This is a genomic window from Massilia oculi, assembly GCF_003143515.1.
Taxonomy (GTDB): Bacteria; Pseudomonadota; Gammaproteobacteria; order Burkholderiales; family Burkholderiaceae_D; genus Telluria; species Telluria oculi.
On sequence record NZ_CP029343.1, the window covers coordinates 2,839,309 to 2,857,064 of the forward strand.

General features: G+C 65.7%; 16 protein-coding genes. 11 read left to right on the top strand and 5 right to left on the bottom strand.

Annotation, left to right across the window (positions count from 1 at the left end):
- The first annotated feature begins 151 nt into the window (after positions 1-151).
- Together DIR46_RS13020 and DIR46_RS13025 are read left to right on the top strand one after the other, a co-directional pair.
- On the top strand, positions 152-751 hold the full coding sequence (locus DIR46_RS13020) for a GNAT family N-acetyltransferase (protein ID WP_229446597.1): 600 nt from the start codon (positions 152-154) through the stop codon (positions 749-751).
- A 54-nt stretch (positions 752-805) separates the two neighbouring features.
- Positions 806-1,684 carry a ThiF family adenylyltransferase gene (locus tag DIR46_RS13025; protein WP_109345593.1) on the top strand — a complete coding sequence of 293 codons (879 nt, stop codon included), beginning with the start codon at positions 806-808 and terminating at the stop codon, positions 1,682-1,684.
- A gap of 205 nt (positions 1,685-1,889) precedes the next feature.
- On the opposite strand, the gene pepA is transcribed toward DIR46_RS13025, so the two are convergent.
- From pepA to DIR46_RS13050, 5 genes are all read right to left on the bottom strand, one after another.
- Positions 1,890-2,690 carry a flocculation-associated PEP-CTERM protein PepA gene (gene pepA / locus DIR46_RS13030; RefSeq protein ID WP_109345594.1) on the bottom strand — a complete coding sequence of 267 codons (801 nt, stop codon included), beginning with the start codon at positions 2,688-2,690 and terminating at the stop codon, positions 1,890-1,892.
- Between the two features lie 181 nt (positions 2,691-2,871).
- Positions 2,872-3,537, bottom strand: a complete 666-nt coding sequence (locus DIR46_RS13035; RefSeq protein ID WP_109345595.1) for a class I SAM-dependent methyltransferase — start codon at positions 3,535-3,537, stop codon at positions 2,872-2,874.
- Between the two features lie 79 nt (positions 3,538-3,616).
- The gene (locus DIR46_RS13040) at positions 3,617-4,348 is read right to left on the bottom strand and encodes a GNAT family N-acetyltransferase (RefSeq protein WP_109348018.1); all 732 of its coding nucleotides are present in this window, start codon (positions 4,346-4,348) and stop codon (positions 3,617-3,619) included.
- A gap of 320 nt (positions 4,349-4,668) precedes the next feature.
- Positions 4,669-5,274, bottom strand: coding sequence for an XrtA/PEP-CTERM system exopolysaccharide export protein (locus DIR46_RS13045; protein WP_229446598.1), 606 nt, complete (start codon positions 5,272-5,274; stop codon positions 4,669-4,671).
- A gap of 197 nt (positions 5,275-5,471) precedes the next feature.
- Complete coding sequence (locus DIR46_RS13050; RefSeq protein WP_109345597.1) at positions 5,472-6,239, bottom strand: S1 family peptidase; 768 nt, start codon at positions 6,237-6,239, stop codon at positions 5,472-5,474.
- A 406-nt stretch (positions 6,240-6,645) separates the two neighbouring features.
- Here DIR46_RS13050 and DIR46_RS13055 point away from each other — a divergent pair, with 406 nt between their 5' ends.
- The 9 genes from DIR46_RS13055 to DIR46_RS13095 are packed head-to-tail and all read left to right on the top strand — an operon-like array spanning position 6,646 to position 17,740.
- Positions 6,646-8,172, top strand: coding sequence for an XrtA system polysaccharide chain length determinant (locus DIR46_RS13055; protein WP_109345598.1), 1,527 nt, complete (start codon positions 6,646-6,648; stop codon positions 8,170-8,172).
- Positions 8,173-8,198: 26 nt separating this feature from the next.
- The gene (locus DIR46_RS13060) at positions 8,199-9,119 is read left to right on the top strand and encodes an XrtA-associated tyrosine autokinase (RefSeq protein ID WP_109345599.1); all 921 of its coding nucleotides are present in this window, start codon (positions 8,199-8,201) and stop codon (positions 9,117-9,119) included.
- On the top strand, positions 9,100-10,728 hold the full coding sequence (locus DIR46_RS13065; protein WP_229446600.1) for a TIGR03016 family PEP-CTERM system-associated outer membrane protein: 1,629 nt from the start codon (positions 9,100-9,102) through the stop codon (positions 10,726-10,728). Before DIR46_RS13060 ends, DIR46_RS13065 begins: the two co-directional genes overlap by 20 nt.
- Before the next feature lie 25 nt (positions 10,729-10,753).
- On the top strand, positions 10,754-11,785 hold the full coding sequence (locus DIR46_RS13070) for an XrtA/PEP-CTERM system-associated ATPase (protein WP_109345601.1): 1,032 nt from the start codon (positions 10,754-10,756) through the stop codon (positions 11,783-11,785).
- A gap of 17 nt (positions 11,786-11,802) precedes the next feature.
- On the top strand, positions 11,803-12,687 hold the full coding sequence (locus DIR46_RS13075) for an XrtA system polysaccharide deacetylase (protein WP_109345602.1): 885 nt from the start codon (positions 11,803-11,805) through the stop codon (positions 12,685-12,687).
- A complete protein-coding gene (locus tag DIR46_RS13080) occupies positions 12,684-13,781 on the top strand; it encodes a FemAB family XrtA/PEP-CTERM system-associated protein (protein ID WP_109345603.1) in 1,098 nt (365 codons plus the stop codon). Before DIR46_RS13075 ends, DIR46_RS13080 begins: the two co-directional genes overlap by 4 nt.
- Before the next feature lie 4 nt (positions 13,782-13,785).
- Positions 13,786-14,979 (top strand): TIGR03087 family PEP-CTERM/XrtA system glycosyltransferase, encoded by a 1,194-nt coding sequence (locus DIR46_RS13085; protein WP_109345604.1) that lies wholly within the window; start codon positions 13,786-13,788, stop codon positions 14,977-14,979.
- The gene (xrtA, locus tag DIR46_RS13090; protein ID WP_109345605.1) at positions 14,970-16,544 is read left to right on the top strand and encodes an exosortase A; all 1,575 of its coding nucleotides are present in this window, start codon (positions 14,970-14,972) and stop codon (positions 16,542-16,544) included. Before DIR46_RS13085 ends, xrtA begins: the two co-directional genes overlap by 10 nt.
- A gap of 11 nt (positions 16,545-16,555) precedes the next feature.
- On the top strand, positions 16,556-17,740 hold the full coding sequence (locus DIR46_RS13095) for a TIGR03088 family PEP-CTERM/XrtA system glycosyltransferase (protein WP_109345606.1): 1,185 nt from the start codon (positions 16,556-16,558) through the stop codon (positions 17,738-17,740).
- Positions 17,741-17,756: the final 16 nt, after the last annotated feature.

Here is a 17,756-nt window from a genome sequence, read left to right on the forward strand (position 1 = left end):
GGGCCAGGATGAGCGGCCTCATCCTATCGAACGCTGGATTTATTAATGTCGCGATAAGATAACGTTCTCCTAAATGAGGATGTTTATCGTGGACGACGATTCGTACGGAATCCGGCTTACCGATACTTCGGATGGTCGTAACACGGCCAGTATGCTGATCAACAGGATGTATGCCTGGCGAGGCTACGCCGGAAATCACCAGCCAAGCAGCGACCCCAACCGCATCACCCTGACCGCCACCGACAAGGGCGACGTGGTCGGCACGCTCAGCATCGGCATCGATTCCGAGGTCGGCCTGATGGCCGACGAAATCTTCAAGGACGAACTCGATGCCCACCGTCGGCGCGGCGCCAAGCTGTGCGAATTCACCAAATTCGCCTTCGACCCTTCGGTGCGCTCCAAGACCGCGCTGGCCAATGTGTTCCACCTGGCCGTGATCTACGCGCGCGACATGCATGGTTGCACCGACATCGTGATCGAGGTCAATCCGCGCCACCGCCGCTTCTACGAGCGCATGCTGGGCTTTCGCAAGGAAGGCGAGCTCAAGACCAACCCACGGGTCGACGCGCCGGCTTACCTGTTGCGCGTGAACCTGCAATACGTCACCGAGCAGATCGCGCACTTCGGCGGCACCTGGGCCGCCGATGGCGAAACGGAAGAACGTTCTTTCTATCCATATTTCTTTTCACCACGCGAAGAGCGTGGCATTATCAATCGCCTGCTGCGCATGGATGAGTCGCACCCGGCATGACGCCCGCGCCGCATCCCCGGCCGGTCGCCGTTTCACTTCTGTCCCGAACCATCAATGACTAAACCGTTCAACTACGAACAGGCATTTTCACGCAATATCGGGTGGGTCACCCCCGCCGAGCAACAACAGCTGCGCGGCAAGTGCGTGGCCATCGCCGGCGGCGGCGGCGTCGGCGGCGTGCACCTGCTGACCCTCGCCAGGCTCGGCGTGGGCCGTTTCCGCATCGCCGATTTCGACACCTTCGACATCGCCAACTTCAATCGCCAGGTCGGGGCCATGATGTCGACCGTCGGCCAGCCGAAGGCCGAGGTGCTGGCGCGCATGGCGCGCGACATCAACCCCGAGATCGAGATCGAGATCTTCCCGGACGGCGTCCACGAGGGCAATCTCGACGCCTTCCTGGCGGGAGCCGACCTGTACGTGGACGCCCTCGATTTCTTCGCCTTCGACGCGCGCCAGCAGACGTTCGCCGCCTGCGCCCGGCTCGGTATTCCGGCCACCACCGGTGCGCCGCTGGGCATGGGAACGGCCTTGCTCAACTTCATGCCGGGCAAGATGACCTTCGAGGAGTATTTCGGCTGGGGCGACCTGCCGGAGCAGGAAAAGGCGATCCGCTTCGTGGTCGGCCTGGCGCCGGCCGGCCTGCACCGTCCCTATCTGATGGTGCCGGGCTCGGTCAACCTGGCTGAACGCCGCGGGCCGTCGACCTTCATGGCCTGCCAGCTGTGCGCCGGCGTATGCGCCACCGAAGCGCTCAAGATCCTGCTCGGCCGCGGAGACGTGCTGGCTGCGCCCTGGGGCATGCAGTTCGACGCCTACCGCAACAAGCTCAAGCGCACCTGGCGGCCGGGCGGCAACCGCCATCCGATCCAGCGGCTGATGCTGGCGATCGGGCGCCGCCAGTTCGCGCGCATGGCGGCAGCCGTGCGCTGAGCGCCTGCCGCTTCCGGGCGGCTTACCAGAGTCAAAGGCGCTGTACCCGTTCGATGTGGATGAGCATTGAACTGCTGTGCTGGCCTCCGGATCCGCAACAGCATCGAATGGGTACGGCGCCAAGTCAAAAGCCACTGCCGGATCGCTCCGGCAGTGGCTTTTTTCACGCTGCTGACGTCAGGCCTGCCAGGCAGGCCCGTGGTTATCAGGCAGCTTTCTTGTTGCGGCGGCGGGCAGCGTACAGGCCCAGCATGCCCAGGCCCAGCAGGCCGACCGATGCCGGCTCAGGCACTTCGGCGGTGTTGGCGAAGACCACGTCCAGCGAACCGTTGATTTCCTGGGTGCCGGTCGGGTTGAAGTTGTTCAGCTGACCCGACTGGAACGACAGGTTGTAGAACGGGTTTGGCGAGGTGAAGAATTCCTTGCCGAAACCGACCAGAGCGAAGGTCGAGCTCGCACCGAAGCTGCCGCAGTTGATGCCGCTTGGGCCGCAGGTCGGCAGGGTTGGGTCCAGCACGCCGAAGCCCGACAGTGGATCGCCTTCGGCCAGCAGCACGTCGTCGCCGCTGTTGCCCACGCTAACTGGCGTAGCGCCGCTGCCTGGCATGGTGAAGGTCGAATCCAGGTTGGCGTCCAGGTACATCGCCAGACGGCCGCTGCCATCGTTGAAACGGAACACGTTGGTGCCGTTCTCGACGCCATAGGTGCCCGAGGCGGTGTACAGCGCGTACAGGCCGTAGTCGTTGTTCAGGCCGGTACGGGTGACCGGCGTCGTGCCGCCGTTGCCGACGAACTGGCCGGCGTTCCACACCAGCGACACGTTGAAGGTGCCGTCGGTGTTGAAGGTAGCGATTTCGTTGTAGTTGCCGGTGATCTTGTCAGCGGTGAATTCACGACCATCGTATTCCACGGTGAACGGATTGAAGTTGGCGGCCTGGGCGGCGGCGCCGAACATCGAGGTTGCAGCGATTGCGCAAGCGATAATGGTCTTCGATACTGCTTTCATCTTGGATCTCCTGGTTGTAGGGTTTGGTACTAACACCCTCTATCTAAGCAACCATCGTGCCAGCTAACTCACTTCCTTTAAAATCAGTCACTTAGATGACTATTTCGTAGAAGAAATTACAACACTGTAAAAGATCCCGACACCTGTGTTTAAAAAATCTCGCGCCGCTGTGGGCGCCGTCCTACAGGGGTTTCCGCAACACTACATTCCAGGTGTTTCCGGACTTAAATTCGCTGGCGATATCATAGCCGGCGGCCAGCACTTTGGCGCGCAGCTCCTCGATATGGAAGGGGCTGTACAGGATGCCCTTGCGGATGCCCCAGTCATTGATCTTCTGCGCCGCCCAGCGCAGTGGGGCGAAGCCTGACGGATACAGCAGCACGTTGGCGGCCAGGGTCCCGCCCGGCTTGAGCACGCGCAGGATGTCGCGCAGCGCGCCGTCGACGGTCGGGAAGCAGTGGATCGAGTTGGCTATATTGGCGGTATCGAAGCGGTTGTCGGCGAACGGCAGCTGGGCCGCATCGGCATGCTGCACCTCGACCAGCGGATTGCCGGCGAAGCGGCGCTTGGCGCCGGCCAGCATCGATGGGGCATAGTCGATGCCGGTCACTTTGACCGGCGGCAGCTTGCGGCGGCGGCGCCAGTTCAGGACCATTTCGAGCAGGGTGCCGGTGCCGCACGCCACCTCCAGGTGGTCGGGTCCGAAGTTGGGCCCGAAGAAGCGCATCTGCGTGCCGATGGTGCTGTTGTAGGCAAAGGTCAGAATGAAGAAGCCACGCAGGTCGTACCACCACGGTTCGGATGAATAGGCTTCGGCGATTTCATCCCTGGTCTTGCCTGTCGTCATGGAGCGTCCTCATTGGATTGAAGTAAAGCGGGAAATATAGGGCGTTAATGAACCGCAGGCAAGCGTGGATCGATTTGGCTCAGCCCAGCTGGCGCAGGCGGTTGACGATGCCCGCCTCCTCGCGTGGCGAGAAGAACCACGGGAACAGCGAGCGTTCGCCCACCGCCTTGTCCTGCATGCCGCCCCACTTGGCCACCTGTTCGGTGCCGAATGCGGTGTCGACGCGCAACAGGACCGCCGGCGCCTGCACCCGCGGATTGGGGCGCGACTCGCACACGGTCTGGAAGCCGAGCATGGCTTCGTAGAAGCGCCGATGGCGCGGATTGACTTCGATGAAGATGTCCCTGCAATCATTCAGGTCGCGCGCATAGATCAGGGCCACGTGGAATAACGAGGCCAGCACCGCCTTGGACTTGACCGCCGGGTCGACCGCCAGCTTGGTGATCTCGCATACCCGCCCGGCGCCGCGGCGCGCATCGATGCAATCCTTGAACACCTGGTCGGCCAGCAGGCCGATCTCGGAATCCAGGCCCAGGCTCAGGGTGCCGAACACCTGGCCGCGGTCGGACGCGGTCAGCGTGATCCGGTTGGGGTCGCTGTGCACCTGGTGATTGCCGCTGTAGCCGCGCCAGGAGTACATCTTACTGATGAGCATACTGGCGGAATTGCGCTGGGAGTCGATGTCGGCCGCGCGTATACCGAATACGCGCTCGTTGATGGCGACGTCGATGATGCTGGGTCCGTCGGAAGCGGCAACCTCGTCGCCACCCGGACCGGCGCAGAAGGCGGCCGGCGCTAATGTCTCGATCATGGTCATTCTCCAGGCAGCCCGGCACGTCGTGTGCCGGCGGCGTTCCTGATCATCATAGCATTATAAATTACAAAATATCAATTGTATTAACTAGGAGTATTTATTTCTTTGACATTCTGAATGTCGCCGCATATGGACGATAGCAGCTTCGGCAGGCACTGCGGCGCGCGGGGACAAGATATCGTGGGGAAAGTGACCGGCTGCACTGGTCGTGCCGGTTGCAGAAGGGAAAGCTGCGGCAAGGTGCCGCCGTGGCGAACGCCGCGGGGCGACCGGCGCGGGGCGACCGGCGCGTGGGCCGGTCGGGCAGGATGAACGGCTTAGAAGAAGCTCTCGGGGATGACCAGAATGTCGCCCGGGCGCATCATGACATTGGCCGAGATATCGCCATCCTTGATCAGGTCGTCGAGACGCACATTGATTTTTTCCTGCTTGCCCTCGACGGTGCGCACGATGCTGGCCTTGTTACCCGAGGCGAACTCGGTGACGCCGCCCACCGCGATCAGCACGTCCATCAGCGACATCTCGCGGCGATACGGCAGCGCCTGCGGGCGCGCCGCCTGGCCGATCACACGGATCTGTTCGTTGAAGTTGCCGACGAAGTTGGTCACGACCACGGTGACCACCGGCTGCTGGATGAACTGGGCCAGGGCCTGCTCGATGTCGCGCGCGAGCTGGGTCGAGGTCTTGCCGGCTGCCGGCAGGTCTTCGACCAGCGGGGTCGTGATCTTGCCATCCGGCCGCACCGGGACCGACATCGACACTTCGGGATTGCGCCAGACAATTATGTTGACGGCATCGCCCGGCCCGATCAGGTAGTCTGGGTTGATCGGCGCCAGCGCGGCGGTGCTGGGCGGTACCGGAGTGGAACAGCCGCCCAGCAGCAGCATGCAAGCGGCGGCGCCAGTTGCCAAAAGGTTCTTCATGGTCTTCGTCATCATCGCGTTCATCCCCTTCGCGCCTACCGGCCATCCCTGGTGGAATAGTGTTCGACGTGAATCAAAAATTGTAATTTCGCCATCACGGCCTGCGCTATTGTAGCGCAGACCGACCCGGCGACAAGCCATGCACAATTGAAATACTTGCATGTTGCTGCCTTACGCCAGCGCGCCATCCGCTGATGCTAGCGGCTCAGCAGTTCCTGCACGTGGCGCACCGGAATGGCATAGGTGATGCCGCTGGGGGTCGAGATGGCCGATTCCTTCAAGCCTTTCACGAACACCATATTGATCACGCCCACCACCTGCCCCGTCGCGGGGTCGTACAACGGCGAGCCGCTGTTGCCCGGATAGGCGGTGCCGTCGAGCTGGTAGATGCTGAACGGCGTGCGCTGCAGCCGCGCCACGGCGCGCGCATCGAGGCGACGCGCATTGAACGAAGGCTGCATCACCGGCGTGATCGCGGCCAGCAGCGCGCGGTGGGTGGCCGGGTGCAGGCCCAGCACCATGCCGAGCGGGAAGCCGGTGAAGGCCAGGTCCTGCCCCTCGGCCGCCCGGTCCGCGTCACCCAGGCGCAGGGCCGGCAGCGGCGCGCCGTCCAGGCGCAGGTGCGCCAGGTCGTGCTCGCGATCCAGGGCCACCAGTTGGGCCTGGCGGAAGCGCACCCCGGCGCCGTCTGGCAGCACCACGCCGAGCTGCTCCATGCGGGCCGCATCGAGCTTGTCCGGCACCACGTGGGCATTGGTGATCACGCTCAGACCGTCGCCGACCACGAAACCGGTGCCGCTGAACACGATCGCCGGGCTGCGCGTCTGCAACTGGGTGCCGACGCCCACGATCGACGGCTTGACCGCCGCCACCGTCTGCGGCAGCGTCGCCGCTTGCAGACCGGCTCCCGCCCACCATAGCAGCGCGCCGGCAGCCACTCGTATTGAAAACAATCGTCGCGTCATCGAACCTTCACAATCTTGAGGTAGTTGTAACAGGGCTGAGGCAATCGTACGGCCCCTTTCCATTTTTAAACATTACAATAAGCTTCTTTGAATTTCAGCAACTATTTGAAGAACCGCGCGGCCTGAGGTCAACGAACCGAACCCTGGCAGCGAGGTGGATTCGCTTCGCGAAATACAACATGCGAATTCTTCAGTTGTTTGCGATAATGCAACAACCGCCATGATGCAATTTGTTTAACATCTTCTTATTGCAGTGCGGAACATGTGTTGCAAACCGATGGCATCGGTGACCACGAATCGCTGCATCTCTTAACCCTCAATTGCAATTGATTAGGGTACAAGCGATCATGCACATTGTTTATTTGTTGAGCCTGCAGCCCAGGCCCTGACCGACGAGATCGACACGATGGCTGAAATTACAACCCAGATACTTCACCTCCTCAAGGCCATCGGCAAGTACCGCTGGCATGCAGTCGTCATCACCTGGGTGGTGGCGCTGGCCGGCTGGGGGGTGGTGTATTCGCTTCCCAACCAGTACGAGGCATCGGCGCGCGTCTACGTCGACACCCAGACCATTCTCAAGCCGCTGCTGTCGGGCATGACCACCCTGCCGAACCTGAACCAGCAGGTGCAGTTCATGCGCCGTACCCTGATGAGCCGCCCGAACGTCGAACGCGTGGCGCGCGAACTCGACCTCGACGCCCGCACGCGCACTCCCAAGGAGTTCGACCAGATGGTCGACAATATGATCGAGAAGCTCAAGATGGCAGGCACCGGCCGCGAGAACATCTATACCATCAGCTACACCGGCACCAGCGCACGCGAGAGCAAGGACGTGGTGCAGGCCTTCCTGACGATCTTCGTGGAGGGCAGCTTCGCCGGCAAGAAGCAGGACTCCGAAAAGGCGGTCCAGTTCATCGACGAGCAGATCCGCAGCTATGAAGAACGCCTGGCCGCGGCCGAGAACTCGCTCAAGGAATTCAAGATCAAGAACATCGGCATGCTGCCGCGCGCCGGCGCCGACTATGGCGCACGCCTGATGTCGGCCACCGAAGCCCTGAACCAGGCGCAGCTCGACCTGGCCGAGGCCGAACAGGCGCGCAATGCGATCCGCAGCAGGATGTCGGGCGACACCAGGGGTGGCGCCAGCGTCCCGGTGCTGCGCGACCCGGCGCTGGACGAGCGCATCGCCGCCGTCAACAAGAACCTGGACAGCCTGCGCACCCAGTACACCGAACAGCACCCCGACATCGTCGCCAACCGCCGCCTGCTCGAGCAGCTGATGGAGCGCCGCGCCGATGCCGCCAAGAATCCCGTGCCGAGCTCGGACCCGGGCGCCAGCTTCAGCCCCATGCTGCAGCAGCTGACCGTGCAGCTGTCCGATGCCGAGGCGCGCGTCGCTTCGCTGCGGGCGCGCGTCAACGAATACAGCGACCGCGTGGCGCGCCTGCGTGGCCAGAGCGAACTGGTGCCGGAGGTCGAAGCCCAGCTGGCCCAGCTCAACCGCGATTACGAAGTCAACCGCCAGAACTACCAGCGCCTGGTCGAGCGGCGCGAATCGGCCAAGCTGTCGGGCGAGGTGTCCTCGGCCACCGACATGCTGACCTTCCGCGTGATCGATCCGCCGATCGCGCCGGCCGTGCCGACCGGTCCGAACCGCCTGCAGCTGTTCTCGCTGGTGTTCGTCGGCGCCCTCGCCGCCGGCCTTGCCGGCGCCCTGCTGCTGAGCCAACTGCGCCCGACCTTCCTCAGCCAGGCCTCCCTGCGCGAAGCCACCGGCCTGCCGGTACTGGGTTCGGTGAGCATGAACTGGACCGCCGAGCAGACCGTGCTGCGCAAGCGCCGCCTGGTCGCCCTGGCCGCTTCGGTGTTGCTGTTGTTCGGCGCCTATGGTGCCGGCGTCGCCGCCATCCTGGTCCGCCCCGCGATGTAAGGCCGGTTGGCCAATAAGGAGTAAATGTGAGCATTATCGAAAAAGCCGCCCGCCGCATCGACCAGCAGCGCCAGAACGCCGCCCCCGCCAACCCTGCCGCCACCATCGTGCCGGTCGAGCCGCCGCTGGTCGACGCGCCGGCCGCCGTGCTGGTCGACGTGCCGGCCGAGCCGGCCCCGACGCCGGACCTGGCCGCGGGCAACGCGTCCGCCCCGGCGCGCACCCGCCGCGTCGAACTCGACCTCTCGCGCATGCGCGAGCTGGGCATGGTCACCGCCGCCGGCGGCCGCACCAACCTGCTGGAAGAATTCCGCATCATCAAGCGCCCGTTGCTCAAGCGCGCCTTTGCCGAGCGCGGTCCGAAGGACAACCCGGCCAACCTGATCATGATCACCAGCTCGCTGCCCGGCGAAGGCAAGACCTATTGTGCGATCAACCTGGCGATGAGCATCGCCATGGAGCTCGACCACACCGTGCTGCTGGTCGACGCCGACGTGGCGCGTCCGTCGGTCCTGCGCACGCTCGGCCTGCCGGCCCAGCGCGGCCTGATGGACATCCTGGTCGACGATTCGCTCGAACTGCCGGACGTGATCCTGCGCACCAACGTCGACACCCTGGCCCTGCTGCCGGCCGGCGCCGCCTCCAACGCCGCCACCGAGCTGCTGGCCAGCTCGACGATGGCCGCCATGCTGACCGAGCTGGCCAACCGCTATCCGGACCGCGTCATCATCTTCGACTCGCCGCCGCTGATGCTGACCACCGAGGCGCGCGTGCTGGCCAGCCACATGGGCCAGATCGTGGTGGTGGTGGAAGCCCAGACCACCACCCAGCATGCGGTCAAGGAATCGCTGCAGCAGCTGGAAGGCATGAGCAACGTCAATCTCGTCTATAACAAGACCAGGGACATCCCCGGCATCGAAGAAACGTATGACTATCATTACGGCTAAGCAGCCTGCTTGCGCCATGTCGCCAGCGCGCTCCGCGCGCGGCCGCGCGCCGGCGGCGCTGACTCCACTGGCGGCGGCGGTGCTGCTGCTGGCCGCCCTGCCGGCCCACGCCGACTGGCGCGTGACCCCGACCCTGCGGGTCGCCGAAACCTGGACCGATAACGTCAACCTGACGGAAGATGAGCTGGCGCACAGCGACCTGATCACGCAGATCTCGCCCGGCTTCAAGCTCAGCAACCAGACCCGGCGCCTGACCGTGAACGCCAGCGCCCAGCTGCATACGTTCGCCTACCTGCACGACAGCGACAAGCGCAACCGCGACGGTTCCTTCGGCGACGGCGAGAACGGCGGCGTGTCGAGCGTGCGGCGCAGCTACCGCGCCAACCTGCGCGGCGAACTGGCGCAAGACCTGCTGTTCCTCGACGCCACCGCTGCGCGCGGCCAGCAGAACATCTCGGCCTTCGGTCCGCGCATCACCAACGACCAGTACTCGAACGCCAACCGCACCGACATCGACACCTGGAGCATCAGCCCTTACCTGCTGAAGAATTTTGGCAGCACCGCAGCGGGCCAGCTGCGCTTCACGCGCGACTCGGTCGGCGGCGGCGACAATATCGGCTTTCGCCGCACCGGCGGCAACACCCTGCTGGCGTCGCTGGTGAACGGCCCCGCCTTCCGCACCCTCGGCTGGGGCGTCACCTATACCAAGCAGGACCTGAACGGCGGGCGCTATGGCGACTCCTCGAGCGAAATGCTGGCCACCAACCTGCGCTACATGGTCAACGGCCGCTTCTCGCTGCTGGCCAACGCCGGCTACGACCGCTACGAGTTCGAAGGACTGGGCGGCGGCGAGCAAGGCGCCAACTGGTCGGTGGGCTTTGCCTGGACGCCGTCCTCGCGCACCAGCCTGCAGGCCACCGCCGGCCGCCACTTCTACGGCAATACCGGCACCCTGATGGCCATGCACCGCAGCCGCCACACCAGTTGGAACGTGAGCTACAACGACGTCATCACGACCTCGCGCCAGCAGTTCACGCTGCCGTCGACGATCGACACCGCGGGCCTGCTCGACCGCATGTTCGCCACCGCCTATCCCGATCCGGTGCAGCGCGCCCAGGTGGTGCAGGCCTATATCGACCAGACCGGCCTGCCGCCGTCGCTGTCCGACAGCATCAACTACCTGAGCAACCGCTTCATGCGCCAGAAGCGGCTGCAGGCATCGATGGTGTACCGCAAGGGCCGCAGCAGCGCGGTGCTGTCGGCCCATGCCAGCGACCGCAACGCGATCTCGGACCAGCAAAGCGACAGCCCGCTGCTGGGCAGCCAGCAAGGCCGCTACAGCGACAACGTGCGCCAGCATGGCGTCGAAGCGAACTACACTTACCGGCTGAACTCGCGTTCCAACCTGACCGCGCGCTACGACATCAACGAAAGCGAGTCGCGCGACCGCGGCTACAAGAGCACCCAGCGCGTGTTCCAGCTCGGCGTGTCGCGCCGTTTCGGCGAGACCATCGGATCGGTCGACCTGCGTCGTCGCAGCGGCGACCGCTTCAATGCCGGCACCTACACCGAGAACGCCATTTCGGCCAGCCTGTTCAAGACGTTTTAAGCGCAACAGACCCCAGGGAACCACGATGTACGAATCCTATTACGGCCTGTCGGCCAAGCCTTTCCAGCTCCGCCCGGACCCGCATTTCTTCTTCGGATCCAAGGGCCACAAACGCGCCATGGCCTACCTCGATTACGGCCTGTCGCAGGGCGAGGGCTTCATCGTCATCACGGGCGAAGTCGGCGCCGGCAAGACCACGCTGGTGCGCAACCTGCTGGGCCGCATCCCGCTCGACCAGATCGTCGCGGCGCACATCGTCAACACCAGCCTCGATCCGGAAGACACGCTGCGCATGGTGGTCTCCGCCTTCGGCCTGCCATACGAAGGCGCCAGCAAGGCCGAGCTGCTCAATCGCCTGGAACAGTTCTTGCGCTCGGTCGACCGCCAGGGCAAGCGCGCCCTGCTCGTGATCGACGAAGCCCAGAACCTGAACGCGCGCACGGTCGAAGAACTGCGCATGCTGTCCAACTTCCAGACCGACGACCGCTCGCTGCTGCAGACCTTCCTGCTCGGCCAGCCGGAATTCCGCGCCACCCTGCACAGCCCCACCATGCAGCAGCTGCGCCAGCGCGTGATCGCCAGCTACCACCTGGGGCCGATGGACGCCCAGGAAACCCGCGCCTACGTCGAGCACCGCCTGGCCACGGTCGGCTGGAACGGCGATCCGTCGTTCGACGACGCCGCCCATGCCGCGATCTACGCCTACAGCGGCGGTATCCCGCGCAAGACCAATACGCTGATGGACCGCGTGCTGCTGATGGGCTACCTGGAAGAGCTGCACGCCTTCACCGAATCCCATATCAGCGAAGTGGTGCGCGACATCTCGGACGAATTCCAGGCGCCGGACGACATGGGCGAGCCCGATCCGGCCTCCATGCGCGCGGCCGCAGGCCAGCACGACCTGCAGCATGGAGAGCGGCGCAGCGCCAGCGTCGAGCAGCTCGACGAACGCATGATGCGACTCGAAAAATCGATCGTGTCGGTGCTGTCGATCCTCAAGAAGATCGCCGCCACCCCACCCGGCGCTGCCCAGCGCCACGTGGACAACCAGGAATAACACTCAGGAATACGGCAATGAAAATGACCGCTCCCGCAGCCCGGCCGCGCCCAGCGCCAGGCGAGAAGATTCGCAATGCGATGACCTGCGACGTCGAGGATTACTTCCAGGTCTCGGCCTTCGCTCCCTATATCGACCGCGCCAGCTGGCCGACCCGCGAATGCCGGGTCGAGGCCAATATGGAACGCATCCTGGCGCTGTACGAGCGCCATGGCGTGCGCGCGACCTTCTTCACCCTGGGCTGGATCGCCGAGCGCTATCCGGCCATGGTGCGCCGCATCGTCGCCGCCGGCCACGAACTGGCCAGCCACGGCTACGGCCACCTGCGCGCCTCGGACCAGAGCCGGGCCGAATTCGACAACGACATCCGGTCGAGCAAGGCGCTGCTGGAAGACATCGGAGGCCAGGCCGTGGTGGGCTACCGCGCGCCGAGCTTCTCGATCGGCCACGCCAACCTGTGGGCGCTGGACGCGCTGCACGACGCCGGCTACAAGTACAGCTCGAGCATCTACCCGATCGCCCACGACCACTACGGCATGCCGGACGCGCCGCGCTTCGCCTTCTACCCGAACGGCCCGGACGGGCTGCTGGAAGTGCCGATCACCACGGTCAAGCTGGCGGGCCGCAACTTGCCGGCCGGCGGCGGCGGCTACTTCCGCCTGCTGCCCTACGCGCTGTCGCGCTGGATGATGGAAAAGGTCAACCGCGAAGACGGCGAACCGGCCCTGTTCTACTTCCACCCGTGGGAAGTCGATCCCGGCCAGCCCCGTCCCGAAGGCCTGGGCGCCAAGGCGCGCTTCCGCCACTACGTCAACATCGACCGCATGGAGCGCCGCCTGGAACAGCTGGCGCGCGACTTCAAGTGGGACCGCATGGACCGCATCTTCCTGGACAAGCCATGAACTCGATCATCGAAGCGGCGCAGGCCAAGCGCGCCATGCCCGCCAGCGCCGCCGGCGCCCAGACCCTGCACCTGATGCAGCCGCAGGATGCCGCCCGCTGGGACGCTTTCGTGCGCGCCTGCCCCAACGCCACCTTCTTCCACCTGTCGGGCTGGCAGAAAGTCATCGAGCAGTCGTTCGGCATCAAGACCTGGTTCTACTACGTGGAACAGGACGGACAGATCCAGGGCGTGCTGCCGCTGGCCGAGATCAAGAGCCGCCTGTTCGGCCACTCGCTGGGCGCGATGCCGTTCTGCGTGTACGGCGGCGTGGCCGCGGTCAACGACGGCGCGCGCCTGCTGCTCGACGAAGCGGCCGACCAGCTGGCCAGGAAGCTGGGCGTGGGCCACCTGGAGTACCGCGGCATGCACCGCGCCCATCCGGGCGACGCCTCCTGGCATACCAAGGAACTGTACGTCACCTTCCGCAAGGAGATCACGGGCGACGACGAGGCCAATATGAACGCCATCCCGCGCAAGCAGCGCGCGATGGTGCGCAAGGGGATCAAGCTGGGCCTCAAGGGCGTGGTCGAGGACAACGTCGATCGCATGTTCGAGGCCTATGCCACCAGCGTGCTGCGCCTGGGCACCCCGGTGTTCCCGAAAAAATACTTCGCCCTGCTGCAGAAAACCTTCGGCGACGAGTGCGAAGTGCGCACCATCCTTACCGAAGACGATCGCCTGGTCGGCTCGGTGCTGTCGTTCTACTGGCGCGACGAAGTGGTGCCCTACTACGGCGGCGGCACCGACCTGGCGCGCAGCGTGGCCGGCAACGACTTCATGTACTGGAACCTGATGCAGGCGGCCGCCGCGCGCGGTTGCCGCATCTTCGACTTCGGCCGCAGCAAGCTGGGCACCGGCGCCTACGACTTCAAGAAGAACTGGGGCTTCGTGGCCGAACCGCTGCCGTATGAATACAAGCTGTACGCATCGACCGCGCTGCCGGACAACAATCCGCTGAACCCGAAATACCAGTTGTTCATCAAGATGTGGAAGAAGCTGCCGCTGCCGGTAGCGAACTTCCTCGGTCCCTACATCGTGCGCAACCTGGGGTAATGCCGTGCAAGACCTGCTGCTGCTGATCCACCGCATCCCCTACCCGCCCAACAAGGGCGACAAGATCCGCTCGTACAACCTGCTCAAGCACCTGGCGCGCGACTACCGGGTGCACCTGGCCACCTTCGTCGACGACGCCGACGACTGGCAGCACGTGCCCACCGTCGAGGCGATGTGCGCCAGCAGCCATTTCGCGGCCCTGAATCCCCTGCTGGCGCGCGTGCGCAGCCTGGGCGCGCTGGTCAGGAACCGCTCGCTGTCGCTGGACTACTACCAGGATGCGGGCATGGCGCGCTGGGTCGAGCAGACCGTGGCCGCGCACGGCATCAAGCGCGTGATGGTGTTCTCGTCGCCGATGGCGCAATACGTCGACCACCATCGCGACGCGCGCCGCGTGATCGACTTTTGCGACGTCGACTCGGACAAATGGCGCCAGTACGCCGACAAGAAGTCCTGGCCCATGAGCTGGCTGTACCGCCACGAGGCGCGCCAGCTGCTGCGCTACGAGCGCCAGGTGGCCAGCCAGTACGACGCTTCGCTGTTCGTCTCCAAGCCCGAGGCCGACCTGTTCCGCCAGCTGGCGCCCGAGAGCGTGGCGCGCATCGGCCACTTCAGCAACGGGGTGGACACCGACTACTTCTCGCCCGAGCACGAGCTGGCCAGCCCCTATGCGGCCGGTGAAAAGACGCTGGTGTTTACCGGCGCCATGGATTACTGGCCCAACGTCGACGCCGTGCAATGGTTCTGCGACGAAGTATTCCCGACCCTGGCCGCGCAAGACCCGGCGCTGCGCTTCTACATCGTCGGCTCGCGCCCGAACCCGCAGGTCCAGGCCCTGGGCCAGCGCGCGGGCGTGACCGTGACCGGCACCGTGCCCGACGTGCGGCCATACATCCGCCACGCCACGCTGGCGGTGGCGCCGCTGCGCATCGCGCGCGGCATCCAGAACAAGGTGCTCGAGGCGATGGCCATGGGCACGCCGACCGTGGTCTCGCCGCAGGCGCTGGAAGGCATCGATGCGGTGCCGGACCAGGAGCTGGCGGTGGCCGACGGCGCCCCGGCCTGGATCGCGGCCCTCGGGGCCCTGCTGGCGAACAGCAACCGTGACATGGGCCGCGCCGCACGCGCGCGGGTCGAACATCATTACAGCTGGCCGAGCAACCTGGCCTGCATCGAGGAGCGACTGGAATGCTCGTGAACCCACCCAAGGACCTGGCCGCCGCCGCACCGGGCGCCGCCACCGCGCCGCTGGCGCCCTCGAGCGCGATGCTGATCGCGCTCGCGCTGCTGGCGCCCTTCTTCCTCTACCTCGGCACCGCCGGGTCGCTGGTGGCGATCTGGAACAGTTCCGAGACCTTCGCCCACGGCTACGCCATCCTGCCGATCAGCCTGTGGCTGATCTGGCGCCGGCGCGCCGTCTTCAATGCGATCCCGGCGCGGCCCTGGGCCCCGGCCCTGCTGCTGCTGGCGATGCTGGGCGCCGGCTGGCTGCTGGCGCGCATGGGCGAGGTGCAGGTGGTGATGCAGTACGCCTTCGTGTCGATGTTCCCGGTGATCGCGCTGGCCATGCTGGGGCCGCGCCTGGCCGGGGCACTCGCCTTTCCGCTCCTGTTCCTGCTGCTGGCCGTGCCCTTCGGCGAAGTCTTCGTCGGCCCGCTGATCAACCTCACCGCCGACTTCACCGTATGGGCGGTGCAGGCCACCGGCATCCCGGTGCTGCGCAACGGCACCCGCTTCGAGCTGCCGACCGGATCCTGGTCGGTGGTCGAAGCCTGCAGCGGCGTGCGCTACCTGATTTCCTCGTTCACCCTGGGCTGCCTGTACGCCTACCTGACCTACCGCACGCTGTCCAAGCGCCTGCTGTTCGTGGCGGTATCGATCGTGGTGCCGATCATCGCCAACGGCCTGCGCGCCTACATGATCGTGATGATCGGCCACCTGTCGGGCATGGAGCTGGCCACCGGCGTCGATCACCTGATCTATGGCTGGGTGTTCTTCGGCCTGGTCATGCTGCTGATGTTCTGGGTCGGCAGCTTCTGGCGCGATGACGACGAGATCCCGGTCGCTGCCGGGGCCACGCCGGCCGCCGCCATGCCGGGCAACCCGGCGCCGGCCTCGACCGCCCGCATGGCGGCGATGTGCGCCGCCGTGGTGGCGCTCACCGCCCTGTGGCCGGGCTTCGCGCGCTACAACGACGCCGCCAACCTCAATCCTCAGCCGGTCCAGCTGTCCACGGTGGCGGTGAGCTGGCCACAGGTGGCGCCGTTCGCCGACTGGACCCCGCGCTGGATCAACCCGGACGCGACCTACCGCGCCACCTTCCGCAACAGCGAAACCATGCCGCCGGTCGCGCTCGACATCATGTATTACCGCAACCAGCGCAACGGCAAGGCCCTGATCAGCTCCGTCAACACGCTGGCCACCTCGGACGACGCCTGGCACGCCGTCGGCGGCGCGATGCGCAGCGAAACCCTGGATGGCCAGCCGCTGTCCCTGCGCGAGACGCGCCTGAACGGCCCGGGCGGCCAGATCCTGGTGTGGCAGTGGATGTCGATCGACGGCCACCTGACGGCCAACAACTACGTCGGCAAGCTGTTGCAGGCCCAGGCCAAGCTGCGCTTCCGCGGCGACGACGGCGCCGTGGTGCTGCTGTCGGCGCCGGTGCGCGACAATCCGGAAGCAGCGCGCGCCGCCCTGCGCGCCTTCCTGGCGGGCCAGGGCCAGGCGGTCGAGCGCGCGCTGGACCATGCGCGCACCCATTGACGGTCACGACGATGCATAGCGAACTGTCCGTCCTGACTGCCCAGCGGCCCCTGGTCGTGCACCTGGTCTATTCGCTCGACGTGGGCGGACTGGAAACGCTGCTGGTCGACTGCATCAACCGCCTGCCGCCGGAAAAATACCGGCATGCGGTGGTGTGCCTGACGCGCTATACGGAGTTCGCCCAGCGCATCACCCAGCCCGGGGTCGAGCTGTACGCCCTGAACAAGCCGCCCGGCAACGGCGTGAAGGTGCACCGCGACTTCTGGCAGCTGATGCGGCGCCTGCGCCCGGCGATCCTGCATACCTATAACCTGGCGGCGATGGAGTTCTGCTTCACCGCGGCGGTAGCCGGGGTGCCGGTGCGCATCCACGCCGAGCATGGCCGCGACGCGGCCGACCCGCAGGGCCTGAACAGGAAGCACAACTTCCTGCGCCGCCGCCTGGCGCCGTTCATCGACCGCTATATCCCGGTGTCCGACGACCTGCAGCGCTGGCTGGCCGACGTGGTCGGCATCCCGGCCGCGAAGAACCACCTGATCAAGAACGGGGTCGACACCGAGCGCTTCAAGCCGCGCGCGGACGCGGGCGGCGCCGCGCCATGGGGCCCGGACGACATCGTGATCGGCGCCGTGGCGCGGGTGCAGGACGTCAAGAACCACCGCGGCCTGGTGGCCGCCTTCGCCCTGCTGCGTGAACGCCTGCCCGCCCTGCGCGCGCGCCTGAAGCTCACCATCGTCGGCGACGGTCCGTTGCTCGGCGCGATCCGCGAGCAGGTGGCAGAAGCCCGCCTGCAGGACGCGGTATGGCTGCCCGGCGCGCGCGCCGACGTGGCCGAACTGCTTCACGGCTTCGACGTCTTCGCCCTGCCCTCGCTGGCCGAGGGCACGCCGGTCTCGCTGCTCGAGGCGATGGCCTGCGGCCTGCCGTCGGTATGCTCGAACGTCGGCGGCATCCCCGAAGTGGTCACCGATGGCGTGCAGGGCTTGCTGGTGCCGGTCGACGTGGATGCCCTGGCCGAGGCGCTGGCGCGCTACGCGCAGGACCCGGCCATGAGGGCGCGCCACGGCGCCGCCGCGCGCGAACGCATCGAAGACAAATACAGCATGGCCGCCATGCTGCGCGCCTATATGGCGCTGTACGACGGCCTGGTCGCGCGCAAGGCGCCGGCCCGGCTGCGCCAATCCATGAATACTTAATCAACGCAGGAAGTGA